Origin of the sequence: Nocardioides sp. (genome assembly GCF_029937575.1) — a bacterium.
Lineage (GTDB): Bacteria > Actinomycetota > Actinomycetes > Propionibacteriales > Nocardioidaceae > Nocardioides.
Genome location: NZ_JAPYPS010000039.1, coordinates 12,794 through 34,335 on the forward strand (window position 1 = coordinate 12,794; position 21,542 = coordinate 34,335).

The window sequence follows — 21,542 nt, forward strand, 5'->3', positions numbered from 1 at the left end:
CTCATGGCTCAGCCGCCGGTCGCACCGTCCACCGACCCTTCCGACCTCTCGGGCCTCCCCTCGAGCCCGGCGAGGACGGCGAGCACCGGCGACGGCGCGTCCACGTCGTACGCCGACGCCGGCGTCAACATCGAGGCGGCCGACACCGCGATCGAGCTGATGAAGGTCTGGGTCGACAAGGCACGCCGTCCCGAGATGATCGGGGGGCTCGGCGGCTTCGCGGGGCTCTTCGACGCCTCCGCGCTGACCCGCTACACGCGCCCGCTGCTGGCGACCTCGACCGACGGGGTCGGGACGAAGGTGGCCATCGCCCAGGCGATGGACGTGCACGACACGATCGGCTTCGACCTCGTCGGCATGGTGGTCGACGACCTGGTCGTCTGCGGTGCCGAGCCGCTCTTCATGACCGACTACATCGCCACCGGGCGGGTGGTCCCGGAGCGGATCGCGGCCATCGTCAAGGGCATCGCCGAGGCGTGCCTGGAGGCCGGCTGCGCCCTGATCGGGGGCGAGACGGCCGAGCACCCCGGTTTGCTGGCTCCCGACGAGTACGACGTCGCCGGGGCCGCGACGGGCGTGGTGGAGGCCGACAAGCTCCTCGGCCCCGGGCGGGTGCGCCCCGGTGACGCCGTGATCGCGATGGCAGCGTCCGGGCTGCACTCCAACGGCTACTCGCTGGTGCGTCACGTCCTGCTCGAGAAGGCCGGCTGGGCGCTGGACCGCGAGGTCCCCGAGCTCGGGCGCACCCTGGGCGAGGAGCTGCTCGAGCCCACGCGGATCTACACCAAGGCCTGCCTGACGCTGGCGGCGTCCACCGAGGTGCACGCGATGTCGCACGTGACCGGCGGCGGACTGGCTGCCAACCTCGCGCGGGTGATGCCGGCCGAGCTGCGCGCCACCCTCGAGCGCGGCACCTGGAACCCTGCCCCCATCTTCGACGTAGTCCGGCAGGTCGGCGGTGTGTCGCAGCTCGACCTCGAGGCCACCCTCAACTGCGGCGTCGGCATGGTGGCGGTCTCGGACCCGGCCTCCATCGACGCCTCGCTGTCGCTGCTGGACGGGTTCGGGATCCGCGCCTGGGTCGTCGGCGAGGTCGACGTCGACCCCGACCAGGACGCCACCGTCCGCCTGGTGGGTCAGCACCCCGACTGGTGACCTCCTGCCCGACGAGACCGTGACGGTGCCGGAGGCGCCGAGACGGGCCGAGTGGGGCCGGCGGAGCCGGTTTCAGGCGGGATTCGGTGTGATTTTCGCGGCGCACCCCCCTCCGGAGTGCCGGAACAGACAGCCAGCAGGTAGCGTTACCCCCACGAGATTCTGTTGAGGAAGCCCGGACCCGCCGTGCGGCGTCCGGCCGAGTGTGCGAGGGGGCTGGACCCTATGGGCCGCGGCCGAGCGAAAGCCAAGCAGACGAAGGTCGCACGCGACCTGAAGTACCGGACCCACGAGACTGACTTCGGGGCTCTGGCGCGCGAGATGCATGGCGATGAGTCCACCGAGGATCAGGCAGCAGAGGTGCCCGACGAATGGGCAGACCTCGACGAGCGTTCTCGCGACTGACCTGATCACCTGCTCGCCCCCTGCCGCCTGCCCGGCTGGTCCGGGCTGGCGGCGATGTCGGCTGGTCGTGCCGTTCCTCGTGCCCTCTCCAGGGTGATCCGCGCCGACCCGTCAGACATGTCTGACGGGTCGGCGGAGTGTGCGGTGACCCGTCAGACATGTCTGACGGGTCAGCGCGAGGGGTGCGCTCAGGGAAGCCACACGCCGCGGAGCCGACCGATCTCGTGCATCCGTCGCTCGGCGAGCCGGTCGGCTGCGACAGCCGGGGGGACGCCGTCGGAGGCGGCAAGCTCGAAGACCTCCCGTGTGGTCTCGTAGATGCCGTCCGCGCGCTGCTGGGCGCGCTCGAACGAGAAGCCGGCCAGCTCGTCGGCGACCTGAATGAGGCCGCCTGCGTTGACGCAGTAGTCGGGGGCGTAGGCGATGCCTCGCTCGGCGAGCGTCTTCTCGATCCCCGGGTGGGCGAGCTGGTTGTTGGCGGCGCCGCAGACCACGGTCGCCGAGAGGGTCTGCACGACGTCGTCGGTCAACGCGTGCCCCAGGGCGCAGGGCGCGTACACGTCGAGCCGGCCGGCCACGAGGTCCTCGGTCGAGGCCGCGACCTCGACCTGCGGGTGCTCGTCGAGGATCCGGGACACGGCGGGCTCCCACACGTCGGTCACGACGACGCGTGCTCCCACCTCGAGGAGGTGGCCGACCAGGTGGCGGCCGACCTTGCCGACGCCGGCCACTCCGACGCGCCGACCCTCGAGGACGGCGCCCGACCCCCACGCGGCCTCGCCGGCCGCCTGCATCCCGCGGAACACGCCGTACGCGGTCAGGACGGAGCTGTCGCCGGCGCCTCCGTGGGCGACGGTGCGGCCGGTGACGTAGGAGCACTCGCGCGCGACGTGGTCCATGTCGGCGGAGAACGTGCCGACGTCGCAGGCGGTGTAGTAGCGACCGCCCAGCGACTGCACGAAGCGCCCGTAGGCGCGCAGCAGGCCCTCGGACTTGAGGGTCGTGGGATCGCCGATGATCACCGCCTTGCCGCCGCCGAGGTCGAGCCCGGCCAGCGCGGCCTTGTAGGACATCCCGCGCGAGAGGTCGAGGACGTCGGCGACCGCGTCCGCTGTCGAGGCGTAGGGGTGGAAGCGGGTGCCGCCGAGGGCGGGTCCGAGCGCTGTGGAGTGGATCGCGACGACGGCTCGCAGGCCGGTGGCCGGGTCGTTGCAGAAGACGACCTGCTCGTGCTCGGCCCCCGCCTCGAAGACGTCGAGGTGCGAGGGTTCGTGCCCGGGGTCGGCGACGGGGGGTGGGGTGGTGCTGCTGGGGACGCTCATCGGAGGGTGTCCGTTCGGTGGGTCGGTGACCACGAGGGTGGTGGTCCGGGTGCCTCCGGTCGCTGTCGGCCGGAGGCGGCCCCGCAGGGGTGGCGCGGGTCCGGTCCCGATCCTACGATCCCGTGGGTCCACCGTCGGTCGCGACGCAGGCCAGGGCGTCGACGCCCTCGCTCACCGCGAGCCGTAGCCGGGCGACGGCCTCCTCGAGCGCCGGCAGGTCGCCGGCCGACGAGACGGTCTCGACCTGAGCCGCGGCGTTGCCGAGCCGAGTCAGACCGAGGTTGAGCGCGCTCCCCTTGAGCTGGTGGGACGCGGCCGTGACCTCCGCCAGGTCGGCGCTGACGACGGCCGCTCCCAGCGCCGTCATCGTGCCCTCGATCCGGCCCAGGAATGAGTCGCGGGTGCGCTGGAAGAAGTCCACCCCGTCGCGGACCAGCTCGCTGAGCATCTCGACCCGCTCGTGGTCGAGGACCGGGGCCTCGTCGAAGGTGGGTGTGCGCGCGGCCGCACGGCTCGTCGACGGTGTCGCCGGCTGCCTGGTCGACCGGCCTGCCGGGCTCGGCCGGGTGCCAGGCACGGGGGAGGCCCTGCCACGAGGTGACCAGGACGCGAGCGTACGGCCCAGGGCGGCGGGGTCGACCGGCTTGGTGAGGAAGTCGTCCATCCCGGCCGCCAGGCACCGGTCGCGCTCGCCGGCCAGCACCGAGGCCGTCATCGCGATGATCGGCACCCGGGCGCCGCCCTCGTGTGCGCGGACGTGCTCGGTGGCCGCGAACCCGTCCATGCGCGGCATCCGGCAGTCCATCAGCACGACGTCGTAGGTGTGGCCCGGCGCCAGGGCGTCGACGGCCTCGAGGCCGTTGGACACCACGTCGCTGGTGCAGCCGAGTGCCTCGAGGAGGCCCTGGGCCACCAGCTGGTTGACGGGGTTGTCCTCCACGACGAGCACGCGCAGGTCCAGCGTGGGCGGTCGCTGTCCGGCTGACTCTGCGGAGGGCCGGGCGAGGATGAGCTCACCGGTCGACACCGTCGCAGCGAGCACCGCGTCGTACAGCTCCGCGGCCCGGACGGGCTTGGTGACGGTGCAGCGGAAGCCGGCGGCGGTGGCGAGGTCCTGGGAGGTGGAGGGGTCGTCGGACAGGAGGATCAGCGCCACGTCGGAGAGGACGTCGTGCGAGGCGACCTCCCGCGCCAGGGCGAGGCCGTCCGTCCCGGGCATGTGCAGGTCGACCAGGGCCAGGGTGAGCGGTGAGTCGGTCCGCGCCGCGGCCAGGAGTGCGGCCAGGCCGTCCTCGGCGGAGGCGGCCGGCACCGGCTCCAGGCCCCACGACTGCAGCTGACGGACGGTCGCGGAGCGGGCGCTGGAGTTGTCGTCGACGACCAGCACCCGGCGTGGGGCGAGGTGCCGTGCGGGTGTGGCGACGTCTGTGGCGACGTCCAGGGGCACGACGAACCAGAAGCGACTCCCTCCGCCCGGACGTGCCTCGGCGTTGATCGAGCCACCCATGTCCTCCACGAGGCGCCGCGAGATGGTCAGGCCCAGCCCGGTGCCACCGTGGCTGCGGGTGGTGGAGCGGTCGGCCTGGGTGAAGGCCTCGAACAGCGCGGCGACATCGCCCTCGACGCCGACCCCGGTGTCGAGCACCTCGCCGCGCAGCTGCACGCGCCCGTCGTCGGCCGGCTCCTCGAGCCGGAGCTGCACGACGACCTCGCCCTGCTCGGTGAACTTCACCGCGTTGGAGGCCAGGTTGGTGAGCACCTGTCCGAGCCGGAGGCGGTCGCCGAGGACCACGGGGGGCACGCCTGGGTCGCAGTCGACCACGAGCTCGAGCCGCTTCTCGTGCGCCGGCGCGGAGATCACGGTCGTGGTCTGCTCGAGCAGGGCGGCGACCTCGAAGGGGGCGTGCTCCAGCTCGACGGTCCCGGACTCGATCTTGGTGAGGTCGAGGATGTCGGTGATCAGCGCGAGCAGGGTCTGCCCGGCACCGCGGAGCGCGTCGGTCAGGCGCAGCTGCTGCGGGTCGAGGTCGGTGCGCAGGAGCAGGTCGGTCAGGCCGATGACGCCGTTCATCGGTGTCCGGATCTCGTGGCTCATCGTGGCCAGGAAGGCCGTCTTCTGCGCCGAGGCCTCCATCGCCTCGTCGCGGGCCTCGGACAGCTCGGTCGCGATGTTCTCCCGCTCCGCGACTCGGCCCAGCTGCCCGGCGACCTGGAGCAACAGCTCTCGGGTGGCCTCGTCGAGCTCGGTGGTCGCGGCCTCCATCTGGACGACGCAGATGACACGGCCCTCGATGCGGATGGGCAGGCAGACGATGGCGTGGCCGGGAGAGCCGGACGCCGCGGTCGTCAGCTCCCCCGACGCCCAGCAGGCCTCGGCGAGGGCGAGATCGGGCGGGGCCACCGGGGGCGTCGTGGGGGGAGCCGGACCGTCGACGAGCCGGAGGTCGCCGTCGCGGCGCGAGCGCACCCACAGTGCTGTCGAGTGCCAGTCGCTGCTCTCGTCCAGTGCACGTCCGGCCCGGGTCAACGCCTCGAGCAGGGTGGTGGACTGGTTGGAGGCCTCGGCCATCTCGTGCAGGAGCCTCAGGCGCGTCGTCGCCGCGTCAGCGGCCTCGGAGACGGCCCGCAGCGCGGTGATGTCCTGACAGGTGCCGTGCATGGCCACGAGCCCACCGGTGCCGTCGCGGTCGATGACACCTCGTGAGCGGAGCCACCGGGTGGTGCCCTGGGGGGTCAGGATCCGGCTCTCGTACTCGTACTCACCGTCGCCCTCGATGGCCCGCTCGATCGTCGCGGCGATCTGCTCTCGCTCGTCGGGGTGCATCCGGGCCAGGAAGCCGGCGTACGTGGAGTCGAAGTCGTCGGGGGTCAGGCCGTAGATCGAGAACAGCTCCGGCGACCAGGAGACGGTGTCGGTGGCGACCTCCCACGTCCAGCTGCCCAGCCGGGCGATGCGCTGGGCGGACTCCAGCTCCTTCTCGCGCATGCTGAGACGGTCGAGCAGCTCGCGGCGCTCGGTGTACTCCGTCAGTCGATGCAGGTAGCCCAGGAACCGGCCGTCGTCGTCGTGGGCCCGGGACCAGCTGACGAGGATCCACACGCGCGAGCCGTCCGGGCGGTGCAACAGCACCTCGTCGTTCTCCCGGCCCGGGTGGTCGTTGCGCATCTCGAGGAGATGGGCGTCGAGGTCGAGCTTTCCCTGCGGATCGGACAGCTCGCGCAGGGCGGCGAGGGTGAGCTCGTCGCGCGCGTGTCCGGACAGCTCCTCGGCCCGCTCGTTGGCGTAGACCGTCGTGCCGTCGGGGGTGACGAGCCAGAGCCCGTCGCGGCTCGCCGCGACGAGGTGTCGTGCCAGGGCGTCGTCCACGGAGACCTCCTCTCGGGTCCCATCATGTCCGCTCGACGGTCCCTCTGGAGACGAATGCGGGGCCCGGTATCGATGACCGGGGGAAAAAGCACGACCGGCCCGACCGCTGGTGGCGGTGGGGCCGGTCGAACAGGCGTGCTTCAGCTGCCGGAGACAGCCTTCTTCAGCGCCGAGCCGGCCTTGAAGGCAGGGGCGGTGCTGGCGGCGATCTGCATGGTCTCGCCGGTCTGGGGGTTGCGACCCTCGCGAGCCGAACGCTCACGGGTCTCGAAGGTGCCGAAGCCCGGCAGGGTGACCTTCTCGCCCTTGGCCAGGGTGGCGGTGATCGTGTCGAGCACAGCGCTCAGGGCCTGGTCGGCCTGGGCTCCGCTCAGGCCCGTCTCGGTCGCGATGGCCTCACGCAGCTCGGTGCGGTTCATGGATGGCCTGTCCTCTCTGTCGGTGATTGGGGTAGCGGCGGGAAACGTACCCCACGTGGCCACGTGTTCGGTCAGAGGGCCGGTCGGCGGCCCTGTCAGCGGGGGCGCTGGACGACGATCTCGCCGTGCGTGCCGTACCCCAGCAACGGGCCGCCGTACGGCGTGCCCTCGAAGCCGATGAGCACCCAATCGCTGCCCTGTTCGACGTCGGCCGCTCCACCGTCCGGTGCGGTGCCCAGCAGCGTCGGCCACGGGATGTTGGACGGGTAGTCGGCGTCGATCACGCCGTGCTGGACGAGGTCGAGGTCGAAGACCGGGTACGACGTCCGCTCGGCCGGACGGCTGTCGGGTCCGTCGGAGGCGAGCACCCACCAGTCGCCGCGGATCCGGGTCAGGGTCGTCCCCTCGCAGGCGAGTCGGTCCGGCGCCGCGCTGCGCAGGCTGAGCGCGGTCAGGTCAGGGCCGCTCGCCACCGCGGGGTGGAAGCGGAACCACCGCTCGGCACTGACGAATCCCACCAGCCACCCGCCCTCGCCGGCGGGAGAGTCCGCGCCGGCGGGGCGCACGAGGTGGGGGTCCCAGCGACCCACGGACGTGAAGCCGTCGGTCGGGAGGTCGAGCGCGACGGTGTCGAGCACGTGCTGGCCGCGGGAGAGGTCGTCGGACGAGGTGGCCAGCGTGGTCGTGACGTGGGCGTGTCGCTTGGGGTCGAAGGTCCCCCAGGTGCTGGTGGCGACCAGCCACAGGTCGCCGTCGCGCACGAGGTGGGTGGCATGGTCGCCGTACACGCCGGGTCGTGCGTCCTCGGGAGGGCGCCGGAAGAACAGGTCGCCGCGGTGGGCGAGCGCCGGCTCGGTGTCGCCGCCGCCGGGCTGCAACAGCCAGACCGACGTGTGGGCGGTGCGGAACCCGCCCGGCCCGGCGCTGGTGGCCGTGACGAGCACCCCGTCGTCGACCCGGTACGGCGACCCGTCGGCGTACGTCGCCAGGCGGACGTCGCGAAGGCCGAGCTGGCCGAAGCCGCCGGCGCGATCACCCACGCCCTCGAACGTGGCCAGCCAGGCCTCGTCGTGCACGTCGGGCATGTTGCGCTCCTGGGTCAGGTCGACGATCGCGCGGGCGACCCAGGCGCCGTCCTCGCGGACCCAGCCGGTCACGAACGGCCCGGTGAGGCTGACCGCGACCGCGTCGGGGGAGCGACCGGTCGCGTGCCGACGGCTCGTGTGGTTGCGCCACTGGCCGCCACGGGTGATCCGCAGGGTGACCGTGCGGCCGTTCCAGCGCGCGGCGAACGCGTCGTCACCGAAGCGCAGCTCGGCGATCCCCGAGTCGCCGGGCTCGGACAGGTCGGCCTCGGCGGCGAGGTACGGCGCAGGCACCGAGGCGCCCGGCTGGACCAGGGCGACCGGGCGCAGGCGGGTGGCCGTCTCGAAGCCGGGCAGCAGGTCGAAGGGCGGCGCTGATGTCACGTGGCCGACCTTACTTCTGTCGGTCTACTCCGATGGCTCGGGCAGGTCGCAGGTGATCTTCGGGTTGACGCCCAGGTAGTTCAGTGGCCCGGCCACGATGGTGAGGACCGTGTCTCCGGCCGTCTTGCAGCTGAGCTCGCGGTCGTCGCCGTAGTAGCCGCGCTGCCCGGCTGCGACGGCCCCGATGACGAGCCAGGCGATGACGAGCAGGGTGATGAGTCCGCCTCCACGTTGCATGCACGCCACCTCATCGGGTCGGCACGGGACGGCGCCTCACCCGTGCAGGTGGGTACGCCAGCTCTCAGTCCTGGGTGCCGGCGTCCAGGTCGTCGCGCAGCACCCGCTTCAAGATCTTGCCGGACTGGTTGCGGGGCAGCTCCGGGACCAGGTGCACGTGCTTGGGCACCTTGAATCCGGCCAGGCTGGTCCTCGCGTGGGCGATGAGGTCGGCCTCGGTCACGTCCGAGCTGGTGACCACGAAGGCGGTGATCGCCTCGATCCAGCGCTCGTCGGGGGTGCCGATGACGGCGACCTCCGACACCGCCGGGTGGGTGTAGAGCGCGTCCTCGACCTCGCGCGACGCCACCAGGACCCCACCGGTGTTGATCACGTCCTTGATCCGGTCCACGACGGTGATGTAGCCCTCGGCATCCATCCGCACCAGGTCTCCGGAGTGGAACCAGCCGTCGCGGAAGGCCGCCTGGGTCTCCTCGGGCTTGTCCCAGTAGCCGGTGCACAGCTGCGGCGAGCGGTAGACGACCTCGCCGAGCTCGCCAGGGGGTACGTCGGCCCCGTCGCCGTCGACGACGCGGATCTCCACGAAGAGGACCGAGCGGCCACAGGACTCGGGGCGCTGCTCGTGCTCGGCGGGTCCGAGCACGGTCGCGAGCGGGCCGATCTCGGACTGGCCGAAGCAGTTGTAGAACGCCAGCTCCGGCAGTCGCTCCTGGAGGCGGCGCAGCACCGGGAGCGGCATGATCGAGGCGCCGTAGAACGCCTTGCGCAGCGAGGACAGGTCGCGCGTGGCCAGCTCGGCATGCTGCGAGAGCGGCACCCAGACCGTGGGGGCGAGGAAGAGCGCGCCGATCCGCTCCTCCTCGACGAGGCGGAGGATCGCGGGGATGTCGGGCGCCTCGATGAGGGAGCTGGTGGCGCCGACGGCGAGGTAGGGCATCAGGAAGACGTGCATCCCTGCCGAGTGGTAGAGCGGCATCGCGTGCATCGGGTCGTCGTCCTCGCGGCACTCCAGGGCCACGATCGTCGACAGGTACTCGTGCACCAGGGCGCGGTGGGTCATCATCGCCCCCTTCGGCTTCGACGTCGTGCCCGACGTGTAGAGCAGCTGGACCAGGTCCGTCTCGTCCACCTCGACGTCGAGGTCGTCCGGCACGTCGCCGCTGGAGGCGAGCTCGAGCACCGAGCCCTCGGTATCGCGCAGGGCCAGGACGTGGTCGACGGTGACGCCGGACTCGTCCAGCTGGCCGCGCAGGGCGGGGTCGACCAGCACGACGCGGCTCCCGGACTGCTCGAGCAGGTAGGCGAGCTCGCCCTTGGTGAGGGCGTAGTTGACCGGTACGTGGACCAAGCCGGCGCGGGCACAGGCCAGGAAGGCGATCAGGTAGGCGTCGGAGTTCCTGCCGTACGTCGCGACGCGGTCCCCCTTGTCCAGGCCGAGGCGCAGCAGTGCGCCCGCGGCCCGGCTGGCGGCGCGGTCCAACTCGGCGTACGTCCAGCTGCGCTCGGCGAAGCGGAGCGCGACGCGGTCGGGGTGACGGGTCGCCGTACGGGTGATGACGTCGGCGACGGTGCTGGATCTCGTGCTGGCCATGGGAGCCTCCTTGCCCGGGGAGACCGATCATGGCAAAGAGCGCGGAGGCAGATGCTCGAGGGCTGGACGCAGAACGCCCCCGCCGGGACCGGCGGGGGCGTCCACGCAGGTCCAGGACCTGCTGTGCTTGTGGGCAGGGGCGGGGTCGAACCGCCGACCTATCACTTTTCAGGCGATCGCTCGTACCAACTGAGCTACCTGCCCAAGCGAGGAGCACGATACATGGCTGGCTCGGCGGTCGCCGAATCGGTTGCGGTCCGCCCGGGCCGAGGTCTCGACGGCGAGGAGGTGCGCGAGTCATTTCGTCGCCGACCTGCCGACCTCGGTAGGATGCTCGACGTTCCGCAGGCCCCCATCGTCTAGCGGCCTAGGACGTCGCCCTTTCACGGCGGTAGCACGGGTTCGAATCCCGTTGGGGGTGCCAACACCGCTTCGTGGCGGATCGCGAAACCCCAGCCCGTAACGCGCGGCCGGCGACGACGTTGAACCCTGCAGGTGCCACTCGGTGCCGTGGGAGGAGAACGATCGTGCTCGTGCTGCTGATCACCCTGGCCCTGGCCGCCTTCGGCTGCGTGTGGATGGGGGCGCAGGACGCCCGCGACGCCGACGAGTGAGGCACTCGTCGGCGGGTGGCTGAGCCCGATTGGGACTCCGCGCAGGGCGTGGGTTAGAGTTCCACCGCTCCTGCAAAGGAGTGAGAAGCACGGCTGTACACCAGGCCCCGTAGCGCAGTTGGTTAGCGCGCCGCCCTGTCACGGCGGAGGCCGCGGGTTCGAGTCCCGTCGGGGTCGCAGACGAACGCTCCGGATCTTTGATCCGGAGCGTTCTGCATTTCGCTCGACCGGCACACTGACCCCATGCCGATCGAGCTGGACCCCGATGCGTTCGACGCTCTTGTCGACCGGGCCCTGGACGCGATCCCCGACGAGATCGCGTCACTGGTGCACAACGTGGTGGTGCTGGTCGAGGACGAGCCGCCCGAGACCGAGCCCGCGGACACGCTGGGCCTCTATGACGGGATCGCCCTCACCGAGCGCACCTGGATGCCTGGGGCGGATCTGCCCGACCGGATCTTCATCTTCCGCAACCCACTCCTCGACTTCTGCGACTCCGAGGAGCAGCTGGCCGACGAGGTGCGGATCACCGTCGTGCACGAGGTCGCCCACCACTTCGGGATGGGCCACGATAGGCTCGAGGCCCTGGGGTACGGCTGAGCCACGCGGCCACGTGCCCGCCCGGGGGTCAGGCGCCGAGGAGGAAACCCAGCGCCGCCGCGCCCACGGACACGCCCACGGTGGCGACGGCGTACGCCGCGGCGCGCACGGTGAGCGGGCCGAGGCGAGTGGTCTGCACCGCGAAGGCCGAGTACGTCGTGAGGCCGCCGCAGAAGCCCGTCCCCAGCAGCGCCGCAGCGTCGCCGCCCAGCGCTCGCGCACTCAGGAACCCCAGCAGCAGCGAGCCGACCACGTTGACGGCGAAGGTGCCGTAGGGGACCCGGCCGTCGAGGCGGGTGGCGACGTGGAAGCGGACGGCGGCGCCCACCGCCGCGCCGACGGCGACGAGGAGGACGGTCACTCGTCGCCTCCGGCGGCCGCCAGCGCGTCCTGCTCGGAGCGCGGAGTCAGCAGGCTCGCGAGGACCACGGCGACCAGGCACGCCGCGAGGGTGCCGCCGACGTACCCCGCCGCCGCCCCTAGCCGGTCGTCGGCGAGCAGTGACCGCGACTGCTCCGCATAGGTCGACAACGTGGTGAACCCGCCCAGCAAGCCGGGTCCCAGCGCTGCTGTCCAGATCGGCGATCGACGCACGAAGGCCAGCACCGGCAGCAGGGCGAGCAGGAACGAGCCGACGACGTTGATCGTCAGCGTCGTCCACGGAAACGTGGCGCCGTCGGGCACCCACTCACCGAGCAGGTAGCGCGCCACGGCACCGATCGCCCCGCCGGCTGCGACCGCCAGGGTGAGGCGCACGGGAGAGGTCACGAGACCGAACTGTGCCGCTCCCCGGCCCCGTTGGTCGAGTCGTCGGCGGTGCCCGTCCACGGCAACGGCTCTCCGCCGTCGCTCTGACGCACGAACTCGCCCAGGAACCAGTTCTGGAAGCGCCGCTGCTCGGGGCTGCGCGCCAGGGAGAGCATCCGCTCCTCGCGGCAGAAGGCGTCGGTGAGGTCGAGCAGCTCGACGAACCGGTCCAGGCTGCGCGCCGCGGTGCGCCCCATGACGACCTCGACGTCGGTGGCGAGCAGCCCCTCGGCCTCGGCGGCCGCGACCTGAGCGCTCCCGATACCAAGGGTGAGGGGGCGGCCCAGCGTGTCGAAGACCGCGGAGAGGTCCTTGGCCAGCGGGTAGTCCGACTCGTGGGCGAGGGTCAGCAGCCTGACCTCGCGGCGCAACTCGCGGAAGTGGTTCTGGAAGGCGACGTACTCGGCGACGGGCACGTCGCGCAGGACGAAGCGCTCGGGGTCCGCGGCGAGATCCCCGGTCAGGTCGGCCTGGTCGCTGCCGCCGGTGATCAGCGGCTCGTCCCCCGCATCGTCGGAGAACTCGCTCGCGGGCGTGAACCAGACGACCTTGCCGTCGTCCTCGATCTCGGCGCCCCAGGCGTCCGAGGCACGCGCCACGATGTTGAGCCCGCGGCCGAAGGTCAGCAGGACGGCCTCGAGGTCGTCGTGATCCGTGGGCGAGGGCAGCTGGGGAGGATCGGACGATCCGTCGCGGACCTCGACCCGGGGGTGCTCCTGGGTGCCGCGCACCCGCACCTGGATGGGTGGCTGGCCGTGCAGCAAGGCATTGGTGACCACCTCGGAGACCGCGACCTCGGCGCACTCGCACAGGTCGGTGCGATTCATCCCCTCGAACGCGTCGACCACCCAGCGCCGCGCGTCCTGCACCCCGCGCGGACCGGCGCCCAGGGACAGGGCTGGCCTGTTCAGCGGCACGTGGTTCTCCGGCGGTCGGGCGAGATGACGGGCAGGTGGACAGACCGTGGTCAGCCCTGGAGGTGAGCCGTGCCGGGACAGGACCGACGATCCTGAGTCGCATACCCTCCCGCACAGGGCGCAAACACGATGAATGAATATTCTTCCACCTCCGGGCGCTGTGACGCAGGAGACGCGCGTACGAGTTGGGCAGTGTCGCCCCTGGCGCGGGACAATGACAGCAGCAGAACTCCGACCGAGACCTCACGCTAGGGAGTGCTCCGATGCCCGACCCCGACCAGCACCACGTCCACGACCGCGTCGATCAGGGCGCCTCCGGCGACCGGCACCGCGTCGTGGTCATCGGCTCGGGCTTCGGTGGTCTCTTCGGCACCAAGGCCCTCAAGCGCGCCGACGTCGACGTCACGATGGTCGCCAAGACCACCCACCACCTCTTCCAGCCGCTGCTCTACCAGGTCGCGACCGGCATCCTCTCCGAGGGCGAGATCGCTCCGCCCACCCGCGAGGTGCTCGCCGGGCAGAAGAACGCTCGCGTGCTGCTCGGCGAGGTCGGGGAGGTCGACCTGGAGCGGCGCACCGTCACCTCGCAGGTCCTCGGGCGCGAGCTCGTCACGCCGTACGACTCCCTGATCGTGGCCGCCGGGGCGGGGCAGTCCTACTTCGGCAACGACCACTTCAGCGAGTTCGCGCCCGGCATGAAGAGCATCGACGACGCCCTCGAGCTGCGCGGGCGCATCTTCGGAGCCTTCGAGATGGCCGAGCTGGGTGCGAGCCGGGGCGAGAACATCGACCACCTGCTCACCTTCGTCGTGGTCGGTGCCGGTCCGACGGGTGTCGAGATGGCCGGCCAGATCGCCGAGCTGGCCCATCGCACCCTCAAGCGCGACTTCCGGGCGATCAACACCCGCTCGGCGCGCGTGGTCCTCGTCGACGCCGCGCCGCAGGTGCTGCCGCCGTTCGGGGCCAAGCTCGGGCAGTGGACCAAGGAGGGCCTCGAGAAGCTCGGGGTCGAGGTGATGCTCGGTGCGATGGTGACCGACGTCGACGAGCGCGGGCTGCAGGTGAAGTTCAAGAGCGGCAAGGTGGAGCGCCTCGACGCCGTCACCAAGGTGTGGGCCGCCGGTGTCCAGGCGAGCCCGCTCACCAAGACCCTCGCGGAGCAGACCGGTGCACCCCTCGACCGCGCCGGCCGGATCGGCGTCAACCCGGACCTGACGCTGCCAGGTCACCCCGAGGTGTTCGTGGTCGGCGACATGATCGCCCTCGACAACCTCCCGGGCGTGGCGCAGGTGGCCATCCAGGGTGCGAAGTACGCCGCGAAGGAGATCGACGGCCGGCTCAAGGACAAGCCTGCCCAGAAGCCGTTCCACTACTTCGACAAGGGCTCGATGGCCACGATCAGCCGGTTCAAGGCGGTCGCCATGGTCGGCAAGGTCCGACTGACCGGCTTCATCGCCTGGTTGATGTGGCTGGCGGTCCACCTCGTCTACATCACCGGCTTCAAGAACCGCGTCACCGCGGTGATGCACTGGCTCGTCTCCTTCCTCGGGCGAGGCCGCTCCGAGCGGACCGCCACCGAGCAGCAGATCTTCGCCCGTACGGCGCTCAAGCGCCTCGGCCGAGGGGCCGCCGACCTGGTCTCCGAGCCCGGGGAGTTCGACGCCGAGGCCGAGCGCAGGCAGCGTGAGGAGCTCGAGGCCCAGGCCCAGGAAGAGGTGCGCCTCACCGACGCCGGCGCGCGCGGTGTGAAGGTCGACGCCGGGTAGGTCCGCGGGGCGGCCGGCGCGCTCAGAGCTGGGCGGCCTCGAGGAGCGAGGGGCCGTACCACGTGAGCAGGCGGCCACTGACGAGCTCGGTGGGCGTCGTCGTGAAGGCCTCGGGGCCGTCGTCGGCGGTGAAGACGTACGGCTCGTCCGGCAGCAGTACGACGTCCGCGCCCGCCGCGTCGAGATCGGCCAGGTCGACGGCAGGGTAGCGGCCGGCAGCCTCGTGGCCGGCCGGTTCCTCGTCGTACACGTTGTGCCACCCCAGGCGCCGGACGAGGTCGGAGGTGAACGTCCGCGGCCCCACGACCATCCAGGGGTCGCGCCAGATCGGGATCGCCACCGTGCGGGTGACCGGCGGCAGGTCCCCGCACCACCGCTGGCGTACGTCGTGCAGCCACGGCGGGCGGGTCCACCCGAGGGCGTCGACGAGCCGTTCCATGGAGGCGACCGAGTCCGGCACGGTCTCGATGTCGGTCACCCAGACCTCGACGCCGGAGTCCCGTAGGCGACGGACGTCGAGCTCGCGGTTCTCCTCCTTGTTGGCGACGACGACGTCGGGCCTCAGGGCCCGGATCGCGGCGAGGTCGGGATTCTTGGTCCCGCGCACCCGTGTCACGTCGAGGTCGGCCGGGTGGGTGCACCAGTCGGTGGCGCCCACCACGGCCTCGGGCTCGATCGAGACCAGCGTCTCGGTCAGGGACGGCACCAGGGAGACGACGCGGCGCGCCGGTCCGGGCAGGGTGACCTGGTGGTCGAGGTCGTCACGGTGAGATGTCATCGAGGAGATCGTGCCTGACGAAGTGGCCCCTCAACACGCCGGACAGGGGCCATTTCGTCACACGCGAGGGTCGACCTAGACATTTCTCCGGTACTGACCCCCCACCTCGAAGAACGCCTCGGTGACCTGACCGAGCGAGCACACGCGTGCGGCGTCCATCAGGACCGCGAAGACGTTCTCGTCGTTGGTCGCCGCGTCCTTGAGGCGAGCGAGCGCCTCCTCGGCCTCGGTGGCGTGGGCCTCCTGGAAGGCGCGCACCTTCGTCAGCTGCGACTCCTTCTCCGCGTCGGTGGCCCGGGCGAGCTCGACGGTCTGCGGCGTCCCGCCGTCGTCGGCCTCGGGCTTGCGGAAGGTGTTGACGCCGACGATCGGCAGCGAGCCGTCGTGCTTGCGGTGCTCGTAGAGCATCGACTCGTCCTGGATGCGACCGCGCTGGTAGCCGGTCTCCATCGCGCCGAGCACGCCGCCGCGCTCGTTGATCCGGTCGAACTCGGCCAGCACCTGCGCCTCGACGAGGTCGGTGAGCTCGTCGATGATGAACGAGCCCTGGAGCGGGTTCTCGTTCATCGCCAGGCCCCACTCGCGGTTGATGATCAGCTGGATCGCCAGCGCACGCCGTACCGACTCCTCCGACGGGGTCGTCACCGCCTCGTCGTAGGCGTTGGTGTGCAGCGAGTTGGCGTTGTCGTAGATCGCGATCAGCGCCTGCAACGTGGTGCGGATGTCGTTGAAGTCCATCTCCTGCGCGTGCAGGGACCGACCGGACGTCTGCACGTGGTACTTCAGCTTCTGCGAGCGCTCGCCCGCGCCGTACCGGTCCCGCATCGCGACCGCCCAGATCCGGCGCGCGACGCGACCGATCACGGAGTACTCCGGGTCCATCCCGTTGGAGAAGAAGAACGACAGGTTGGGCGCGAAGTCGTCGATGTCCAGGCCGCGCGCGAGGTAGGACTCGACGTAGGTGAAGCCGTTGGCCAGGGTGAAGGCGAGCTGGCTGATGGGGTTCGCCCCGGCCTCGGCGATGTGGTAGCCGGAGATCGAGACGGAGTAGAAGTTGCGCACCGACTTCTGGATGAACCACTCCTGGATGTCGGCCATCATCCGCAGGCTGAACTCGGTGGAGAACAGGCAGGTGTTCTGGCCCTGGTCCTCCTTGAGGATGTCGGCCTGCACCGTGCCGCGCACCGTCGCCAGCGCCGTCGCCTCGTCGACGCCCTGCTCGCGCGCCTGGTCGAGGACGGTGTTGAGGAAGAAGGCGAGCACCGTCGGCGCGGGGCCGTTGATCGTCATCGACACCGACGTGTTGGGCGCCAGGAGGTCGAAACCGTCGTAGAGCGTCTTCATGTCGTCCAGCGTCGCCACGCTCACCCCGGACGTGCCGACCTTGCCGTAGATGTCGGGCCGCTCGTCGGGATCGCGGCCGTAGAGGGTGACGGAGTCGAACGCCGTCGACAGGCGGGTCGCCTCGCCGTCCTGCGAGAGGATCTTGAAGCGCCGGTTGGTGCGCGCGGGGTCGCCCTCGCCGGCGAACATCCGCGCCGGGTCCTCGCCGTCGCGCTTGAACTGGAAGACGCCCGCGGTGAACGGGAAGAAGCCCGGGAGGTTCTCGCGGCGCCAGAAGCGGACCAGCTCACCGTGGTCGTCGTACGTCGGCAGGGCGACGCGGCGGATCTGGTTGCCGCTGAGCGACTCGCGCACCAGCGCCGTGTGGATCTCCCGGTCGCGCACCCGCACGACCTGCTCCTCGCCGGAGTAGGACTCCACGACCGAGGGCCACTCGTCGATCTGGTCGCGCACCTCGCGCGGCAGGTCGGCGCGCGCCGACTCGAGGAGCGCGTCGATCTCCTCGCGCGCCTCCAGCTCGCCGGCCACGGCCTCGAGCCGTTGCAGCCGGCGCGCTTGGGTGACCAGCTCGTCGGTGCGGTCGTGGTAGCCGCGCACGGTCGCGGCGATGTCGGCGAGGTAGCGGATCCGGTCGCCGGGGATCGCGGCACGCAGGTGGGACGAGGTCTTGGTCGTCACGCGGGGGAGCACGCCGTCGTCGCTGCGCAGGCCCTTCTCGCCCAGCAGGTCCATCAGGTGGTGGTAGAGCGCGGTCACACCGTCGTCGTTGAAGCGCGCGGCCGAGGTGCCGAAGACGGGCATGTCGCCGGGCTGCTGGCCGAAGGCCTCGCGGTTGCGGACCAGCTGGCGACCGACGTCGCGCAGCGCGTCCTCGGCGCCGCGGCGCTCGAACTTGTTGATCGCCACCGCGTCGGCGAAGTCGAGCATGTCGATCTTCTCCAGCTGCGAGGCGGCGCCGAACTCGGGCGTCATCACGTAGAGCGAGGTGTCGACGAACGGCACGATCGCCGCGTCGCCCTGGCCGATGCCCGGAGTCTCCACGATCACGAGGTCGAAGCCGGAGGCCTTCAGCACGGTCACGACGTCGTCGAGGTGCTCGGGCAGCTCGTGAGCGCCGCGCGTGGCGAGCGAGCGGAAGAAGACCGGGGACTGACCGGTGGGCTCATGCAGCGAGTTCATCCGGATCCGGTCGCCCAGCAGTGCTCCGCCGCCCTTGCGCCGCGTCGGGTCGACCGCCAGCACGGCGACGCGCAGCTTGTCCTGCTGGTCGGTGCGGAAGCGGCGTACGAGCTCGTCGGTCAGCGACGACTTGCCGGACCCGCCGGTCCCGGTGATGCCGAGGGTGGGTACGGCGTGTCGCGCGGCGGCGGCCGTCAGCTCGTCGAGCACGCCGGCGTCGAGCCTGCCCTGCTCGGCCGCGGTGATCGCCCGCGCGATCGCGAACCGGTCGCCGCTGAGCACCTGCTCGGCGCCGACGTTGCCCCCGTGCTCGCTGCCGAGCAGGTCGACGTCGCAGGTCTTGACCACCGAGTTGATCATCCCGACCAGGCCCATCCGCTGGCCGTCCTCGGGGGAGAAGATCGTCACGCCGCTCTCGCGCAGGCGAGTGATCTCGTCGTGCACGATGACGCCGCCGCCACCACCGACCACCTGGACGTGGCCGGCGCCGCGGGCGCGCAGCGACTCGACGAGGTACTCGAAGTACTCGATGTGCCCGCCCTGGTAGGACGAGACAGCGACGCCCTGGACGTCCTCCTCCAGGGCGGCGTCGACGACCTCGGCGACCGAGCGGTTGTGTCCGAGGTGAATCACCTCGCAGCCCTGGCTCTGGAAGATCCGGCGCATGATGTTGATCGAGGCGTCATGGCCGTCGAAGAGGCTGGAGGCGGTGACCAGGCGGACCGGGTGGGTCGGCACGTGGAGGTCTGACATGGGAACTCCCTGCGGGGACGCTGCACTGAGTAGAGGCATTTAGTAGGACTTCCTACTAAATTACTAGGAAGTCCTACTAAATGACAGACGTGTCTCGTCACACGTGCGGTCGAGGCGGGCCGCCGGTCGTGACGAGCCTTGGTTCAGACCGCGCGCGTCGAGGCCCGCGCCACCAGCTCCGGCACGAACACGACCTGCTGGTGGCGGTGTTGCGGGTTGGTCGCCTCGTCGAGCAGCAGGTCGGCGGCCGCGGCGCCGAGCTCCCCACGGGGTTGGCGCACCGAGGTGAGCGGTACGGCGGCGGCCGCGGCGAACTCGATGTCGTCGTAGCCCACGATGGCCAGGTCCTCGGGCACCCGGATGCCGCTGGAGATCGCCTGCTGCAGCAGGCCGAGGGCGGTGATGTCGTTGGCGCAGAAGGCGGCGGTGGGTCGTCGCGCGGAGGCCATGCCGGCCAGCCGCTCGCCGGCCTCTCGGCCTGAGGCGACGTCCAGGGAGGTGGTGGGCAGGGCGACGAGGTCGTCGGCCGGGAGGCCCGCCTCCGTCCAGGCCCGGCGCGCTCCCTCGAGTCGGTCCCGGACCTGGCCGAGGCCGGCGGGCCCGCCGACGAAGGCGACGCGGCGGTGGCCTCGGTCGATGAGGTGCTCCAGGGCGAGGCGGCCACCGAGCACGTCGTCGACGGCCACCGAGCAGAAGGACTCGTCGCGGCGCGTGCGGTCGACGATCACGACCGGCGTCCCGCGTGAGCGGATCACCTCGAGCAGTGGTGACTCCGGGTCGACCGGCGTCACCAGGACGCCCTGCACCCGCTGCTCCTGGAGCAGCTCCAGGTGGGCGCGCTCGCGCTCGGGCCGCTGCCCGGAGTTGCAGATCATCAGGGTCAGGTCGACCTGCTCCGCGGCGTGCTCGATTCCTTGGGCGACGTCGGTGAAGAAGGGGTTGCCCGCGTCGAGCATCACGTAGGCCACGGTGCGGCTGGTGCCGGCGCGCAGCTGGCGCGCGGACTCGTTGCGGACGAAGCCCAGGTCGCGCATCGCCGTCTCGACCCGCTCGCGCGTCGCGGCGCTGACCCGCTCGGGACGGTTGAGCACGTTGGAGACGGTGCCGAGGGAGACCCCGGCCGAGGCGGCCACGTCCTTCACCGACGCACGACCACTGCGCGCCATCGTCATGGGTCCTGCTTCCACGGTCGTGATTGAAACGATATTGAAGGGATGAGCGCACCTTACGATGCCAGGACTGCTGAAACCATTCAATCGGAGGATCGGATGACCAGTAGCGCCCTGCCCGACCTGGCCTCGATGCGCGACCTGGTGCGCCGTACCCACGAGCTGCGCCGCCACGAGCCGCGCCCGACGTTGGACTGGGACCGGGCCGTGACCCGGCTCCCGCGCTCGTGATGAACCCTGCTGTTCCGTCCCGAACGATCCCGCAACCCGCCCTGTGATGGAGTGACCCCATGAAGCGGCAGATGCCCCAGCGCCACGACCTGGCTCCGCTGATGAAGTTCAAGAAGCCGGAGCTCTCGCCGAAGACTCGGCGCCTCGAGAAGGCGCTGACGATCGAGGACCTGCGCCGGGTGGCGAAGCGGCGCACGCCCAAGCCGGCGTTCGACTACACCGACGGCGCCGCCGACGGCGAGGTCTCGCTCTCGCGCGCGCGGCAGGCGTTCGCCGACATCGAGTTCCACCCCTCGATCCTGCGCGACGTCTCGGACGTCGACACCTCCCGGGAGGTGCTGGGTCGGCGGGTCGACCTGCCCTTCGGCATCGCGCCGACCGGCTTCACCCGGATGATGCAGGCCGAGGGCGAGATCGCCGGCGCCACCGCGGCGACCGCGGCCGGGATCCCCTTCGCGCTCTCGACGATGGGCACCACCTCCATCGAGGACGTCGCGGCGGCCGACCCGGGTGGCCGGCACTGGTTCCAGCTGTACATGTGGAAGGACCGCGAGCGCTCGATGAAGCTCGTCGAGCGCGCGGCCGCGGCGGGCTACGACACCCTGCTCGTCACCGTCGACGTCCCGGTCGCCGGGGCCCGGCTGCGCGACGTGCGCAACGGGATGACCATCCCACCCACCCTGACGCCCCGGACCGTCGTCAACGCGATGCCGCGGCCGGCGTGGTGGATCAACTTCCTCACCACCGAGCCGCTGGCCTTCGCCTCGCTGGACGCGTGGTCGGGCACGGTCGCCGACCTTCTCGACACGATGTTCGACCCCACGGTGACCTACGAGGACCTCGCCTGGATCCGCGAGCAGTGGCCCGGCAAGGTCGTCGTCAAGGGCGTGCAGACCCTGGCCGATGCCACCCGGCTCGCCGACGCCGGGGTCGACGCCGTGCTGCTGTCCAACCACGGGGGGCGCCAGCTCGACCGGGCGCCGGTGCCGTTCCACCTGCTGCCTCAGGTCGTGAGGGAGGTCGGCAGCGACGTCGAGGTGCATCTCGACACCGGCATCATGTCGGGCCAGGACATCGTGGCGGCCATCGCGCACGGCGCCCACTTCACGTTGATCGGCCGCGCCTACCTCTACGGCCTGATGGCCGGCGGACGCGAGGGCGTCGACCGCACCATCGAGATCCTCCAGGGCCAGATCGAGCGCACCATGCGCCTGCTCGGCGTCAGCTCGCTCGACGAGCTCGAGCCGGCACACGTCACTGCGCTGCAGCGGTTCAGCCCGCGCGGCTGACCGGGTGTCCCCGGGGGTCACCGACGACGATCGCGGTGGATCGGGTCAGCTGGGCTGATCCGATCCCCCCCGTTGGCGGGTGCCCCCGGCGAGGGCGGGCGCCGCCGGGCCGGGCGCCGGACGGCCCGGG

19 protein-coding genes and 3 tRNA genes are annotated in these 21,542 nt (G+C 71.3%); 9 read left to right on the top strand and 13 right to left on the bottom strand.

The window, feature by feature from the left end; translation table 11 throughout:
* Positions 1-3 precede the first annotated feature (3 nt).
* Both purM and Q1K33_RS13540 read left to right on the top strand, forming a co-directional pair.
* Complete coding sequence (gene purM / locus Q1K33_RS13535; protein ID WP_300404804.1) at positions 4-1,155, top strand: phosphoribosylformylglycinamidine cyclo-ligase; 1,152 nt, start codon at positions 4-6, stop codon at positions 1,153-1,155.
* A gap of 225 nt (positions 1,156-1,380) precedes the next feature.
* Positions 1,381-1,560, top strand: a complete 180-nt coding sequence (locus Q1K33_RS13540; protein WP_300404806.1) for a DUF3073 domain-containing protein — start codon at positions 1,381-1,383, stop codon at positions 1,558-1,560.
* 188 nt (positions 1,561-1,748) lie between these two features.
* Here the strand turns inward: Q1K33_RS13540 and Q1K33_RS13545 are convergent, their stop codons facing one another.
* The 7 genes from Q1K33_RS13545 to Q1K33_RS13575 form a co-directional block, all read right to left on the bottom strand.
* On the bottom strand, positions 1,749-2,882 hold the full coding sequence (locus Q1K33_RS13545) for a Glu/Leu/Phe/Val dehydrogenase dimerization domain-containing protein (protein WP_300404808.1): 1,134 nt from the start codon (positions 2,880-2,882) through the stop codon (positions 1,749-1,751).
* A gap of 112 nt (positions 2,883-2,994) precedes the next feature.
* On the bottom strand, positions 2,995-6,249 hold the full coding sequence (locus tag Q1K33_RS13550) for a response regulator (protein ID WP_300404810.1): 3,255 nt from the start codon (positions 6,247-6,249) through the stop codon (positions 2,995-2,997).
* A gap of 140 nt (positions 6,250-6,389) precedes the next feature.
* A complete protein-coding gene (locus tag Q1K33_RS13555) occupies positions 6,390-6,668 on the bottom strand; it encodes an HU family DNA-binding protein (protein ID WP_300404812.1) in 279 nt (92 codons plus the stop codon).
* A gap of 95 nt (positions 6,669-6,763) precedes the next feature.
* Positions 6,764-8,137: a hypothetical protein gene (locus Q1K33_RS13560; protein ID WP_300404814.1), complete on the bottom strand. Its 1,374-nt coding sequence runs from the start codon at positions 8,135-8,137 to the stop codon at positions 6,764-6,766.
* A gap of 24 nt (positions 8,138-8,161) precedes the next feature.
* Positions 8,162-8,374, bottom strand: a complete 213-nt coding sequence (locus tag Q1K33_RS13565) for a hypothetical protein (protein ID WP_300404816.1) — start codon at positions 8,372-8,374, stop codon at positions 8,162-8,164.
* Between the two features lie 64 nt (positions 8,375-8,438).
* Entirely contained in the window at positions 8,439-9,965 is a 1,527-nt protein-coding gene (locus Q1K33_RS13570; RefSeq protein ID WP_300404818.1) for an acyl-CoA synthetase, read from the bottom strand.
* 130 nt (positions 9,966-10,095) lie between these two features.
* Positions 10,096-10,169 (bottom strand) — tRNA-Phe (locus Q1K33_RS13575).
* 144 nt (positions 10,170-10,313) lie between these two features.
* On the opposite strand from Q1K33_RS13575, the gene Q1K33_RS13580 reads away from it, so the two are divergent.
* From Q1K33_RS13580 to Q1K33_RS13595, 4 genes are all read left to right on the top strand, one after another.
* Positions 10,314-10,389, top strand: a tRNA-Glu gene (locus Q1K33_RS13580).
* Positions 10,390-10,447: 58 nt separating this feature from the next.
* Entirely contained in the window at positions 10,448-10,579 is a 132-nt protein-coding gene (locus tag Q1K33_RS13585) for a hypothetical protein (RefSeq protein ID WP_300404820.1), read from the top strand.
* Between the two features lie 103 nt (positions 10,580-10,682).
* Positions 10,683-10,756: transfer RNA gene (locus Q1K33_RS13590), tRNA-Asp, on the top strand.
* A 66-nt stretch (positions 10,757-10,822) separates the two neighbouring features.
* Positions 10,823-11,179 (top strand): metallopeptidase family protein, encoded by a 357-nt coding sequence (locus Q1K33_RS13595; protein WP_300404822.1) that lies wholly within the window; start codon positions 10,823-10,825, stop codon positions 11,177-11,179.
* 28 nt (positions 11,180-11,207) lie between these two features.
* Here Q1K33_RS13595 and Q1K33_RS13600 read toward each other — a convergent pair whose 3' ends face one another.
* Genes Q1K33_RS13600 through Q1K33_RS13610 form a run of 3 tightly spaced genes read right to left on the bottom strand, consistent with a single transcriptional unit; the run spans position 11,208 to position 12,903 of the window.
* Positions 11,208-11,540: a CrcB family protein gene (locus tag Q1K33_RS13600; RefSeq protein WP_300404824.1), complete on the bottom strand. Its 333-nt coding sequence runs from the start codon at positions 11,538-11,540 to the stop codon at positions 11,208-11,210.
* On the bottom strand, positions 11,537-11,947 hold the full coding sequence (locus Q1K33_RS13605; protein WP_300404826.1) for a CrcB family protein: 411 nt from the start codon (positions 11,945-11,947) through the stop codon (positions 11,537-11,539). Before Q1K33_RS13605 ends, Q1K33_RS13600 begins: the two co-directional genes overlap by 4 nt.
* Positions 11,944-12,903 (bottom strand): ATP-binding protein, encoded by a 960-nt coding sequence (locus Q1K33_RS13610; protein ID WP_300404828.1) that lies wholly within the window; start codon positions 12,901-12,903, stop codon positions 11,944-11,946. The genes Q1K33_RS13605 and Q1K33_RS13610 overlap by 4 nt, the downstream gene beginning before the upstream one ends.
* Positions 12,904-13,166: 263 nt before the next feature.
* On the opposite strand from Q1K33_RS13610, the gene Q1K33_RS13615 reads away from it, so the two are divergent.
* On the top strand, positions 13,167-14,669 hold the full coding sequence (locus Q1K33_RS13615) for an NAD(P)/FAD-dependent oxidoreductase (protein WP_300404830.1): 1,503 nt from the start codon (positions 13,167-13,169) through the stop codon (positions 14,667-14,669).
* Positions 14,670-14,691: 22 nt separating this feature from the next.
* On the opposite strand, the gene Q1K33_RS13620 is transcribed toward Q1K33_RS13615, so the two are convergent.
* From Q1K33_RS13620 to Q1K33_RS13630, 3 genes are all read right to left on the bottom strand, one after another.
* A complete protein-coding gene (locus tag Q1K33_RS13620; RefSeq protein ID WP_300404832.1) occupies positions 14,692-15,447 on the bottom strand; it encodes a helical backbone metal receptor in 756 nt (251 codons plus the stop codon).
* A 75-nt stretch (positions 15,448-15,522) separates the two neighbouring features.
* Positions 15,523-18,723 (bottom strand): fused isobutyryl-CoA mutase/GTPase IcmF, encoded by a 3,201-nt coding sequence (gene icmF, locus Q1K33_RS13625; protein WP_300404834.1) that lies wholly within the window; start codon positions 18,721-18,723, stop codon positions 15,523-15,525.
* Positions 18,724-18,866: 143 nt separating this feature from the next.
* Positions 18,867-19,910: a LacI family DNA-binding transcriptional regulator gene (locus Q1K33_RS13630; RefSeq protein ID WP_300404837.1), complete on the bottom strand. Its 1,044-nt coding sequence runs from the start codon at positions 19,908-19,910 to the stop codon at positions 18,867-18,869.
* An 81-nt stretch (positions 19,911-19,991) separates the two neighbouring features.
* Here Q1K33_RS13630 and Q1K33_RS13635 point away from each other — a divergent pair, with 81 nt between their 5' ends.
* Complete coding sequence (locus tag Q1K33_RS13635) at positions 19,992-20,123, top strand: hypothetical protein (protein ID WP_300404839.1); 132 nt, start codon at positions 19,992-19,994, stop codon at positions 20,121-20,123.
* A gap of 59 nt (positions 20,124-20,182) precedes the next feature.
* Positions 20,183-21,412, top strand: a complete 1,230-nt coding sequence (locus tag Q1K33_RS13640; RefSeq protein WP_300404841.1) for an alpha-hydroxy acid oxidase — start codon at positions 20,183-20,185, stop codon at positions 21,410-21,412.
* Positions 21,413-21,542 lie beyond the last annotated feature (130 nt).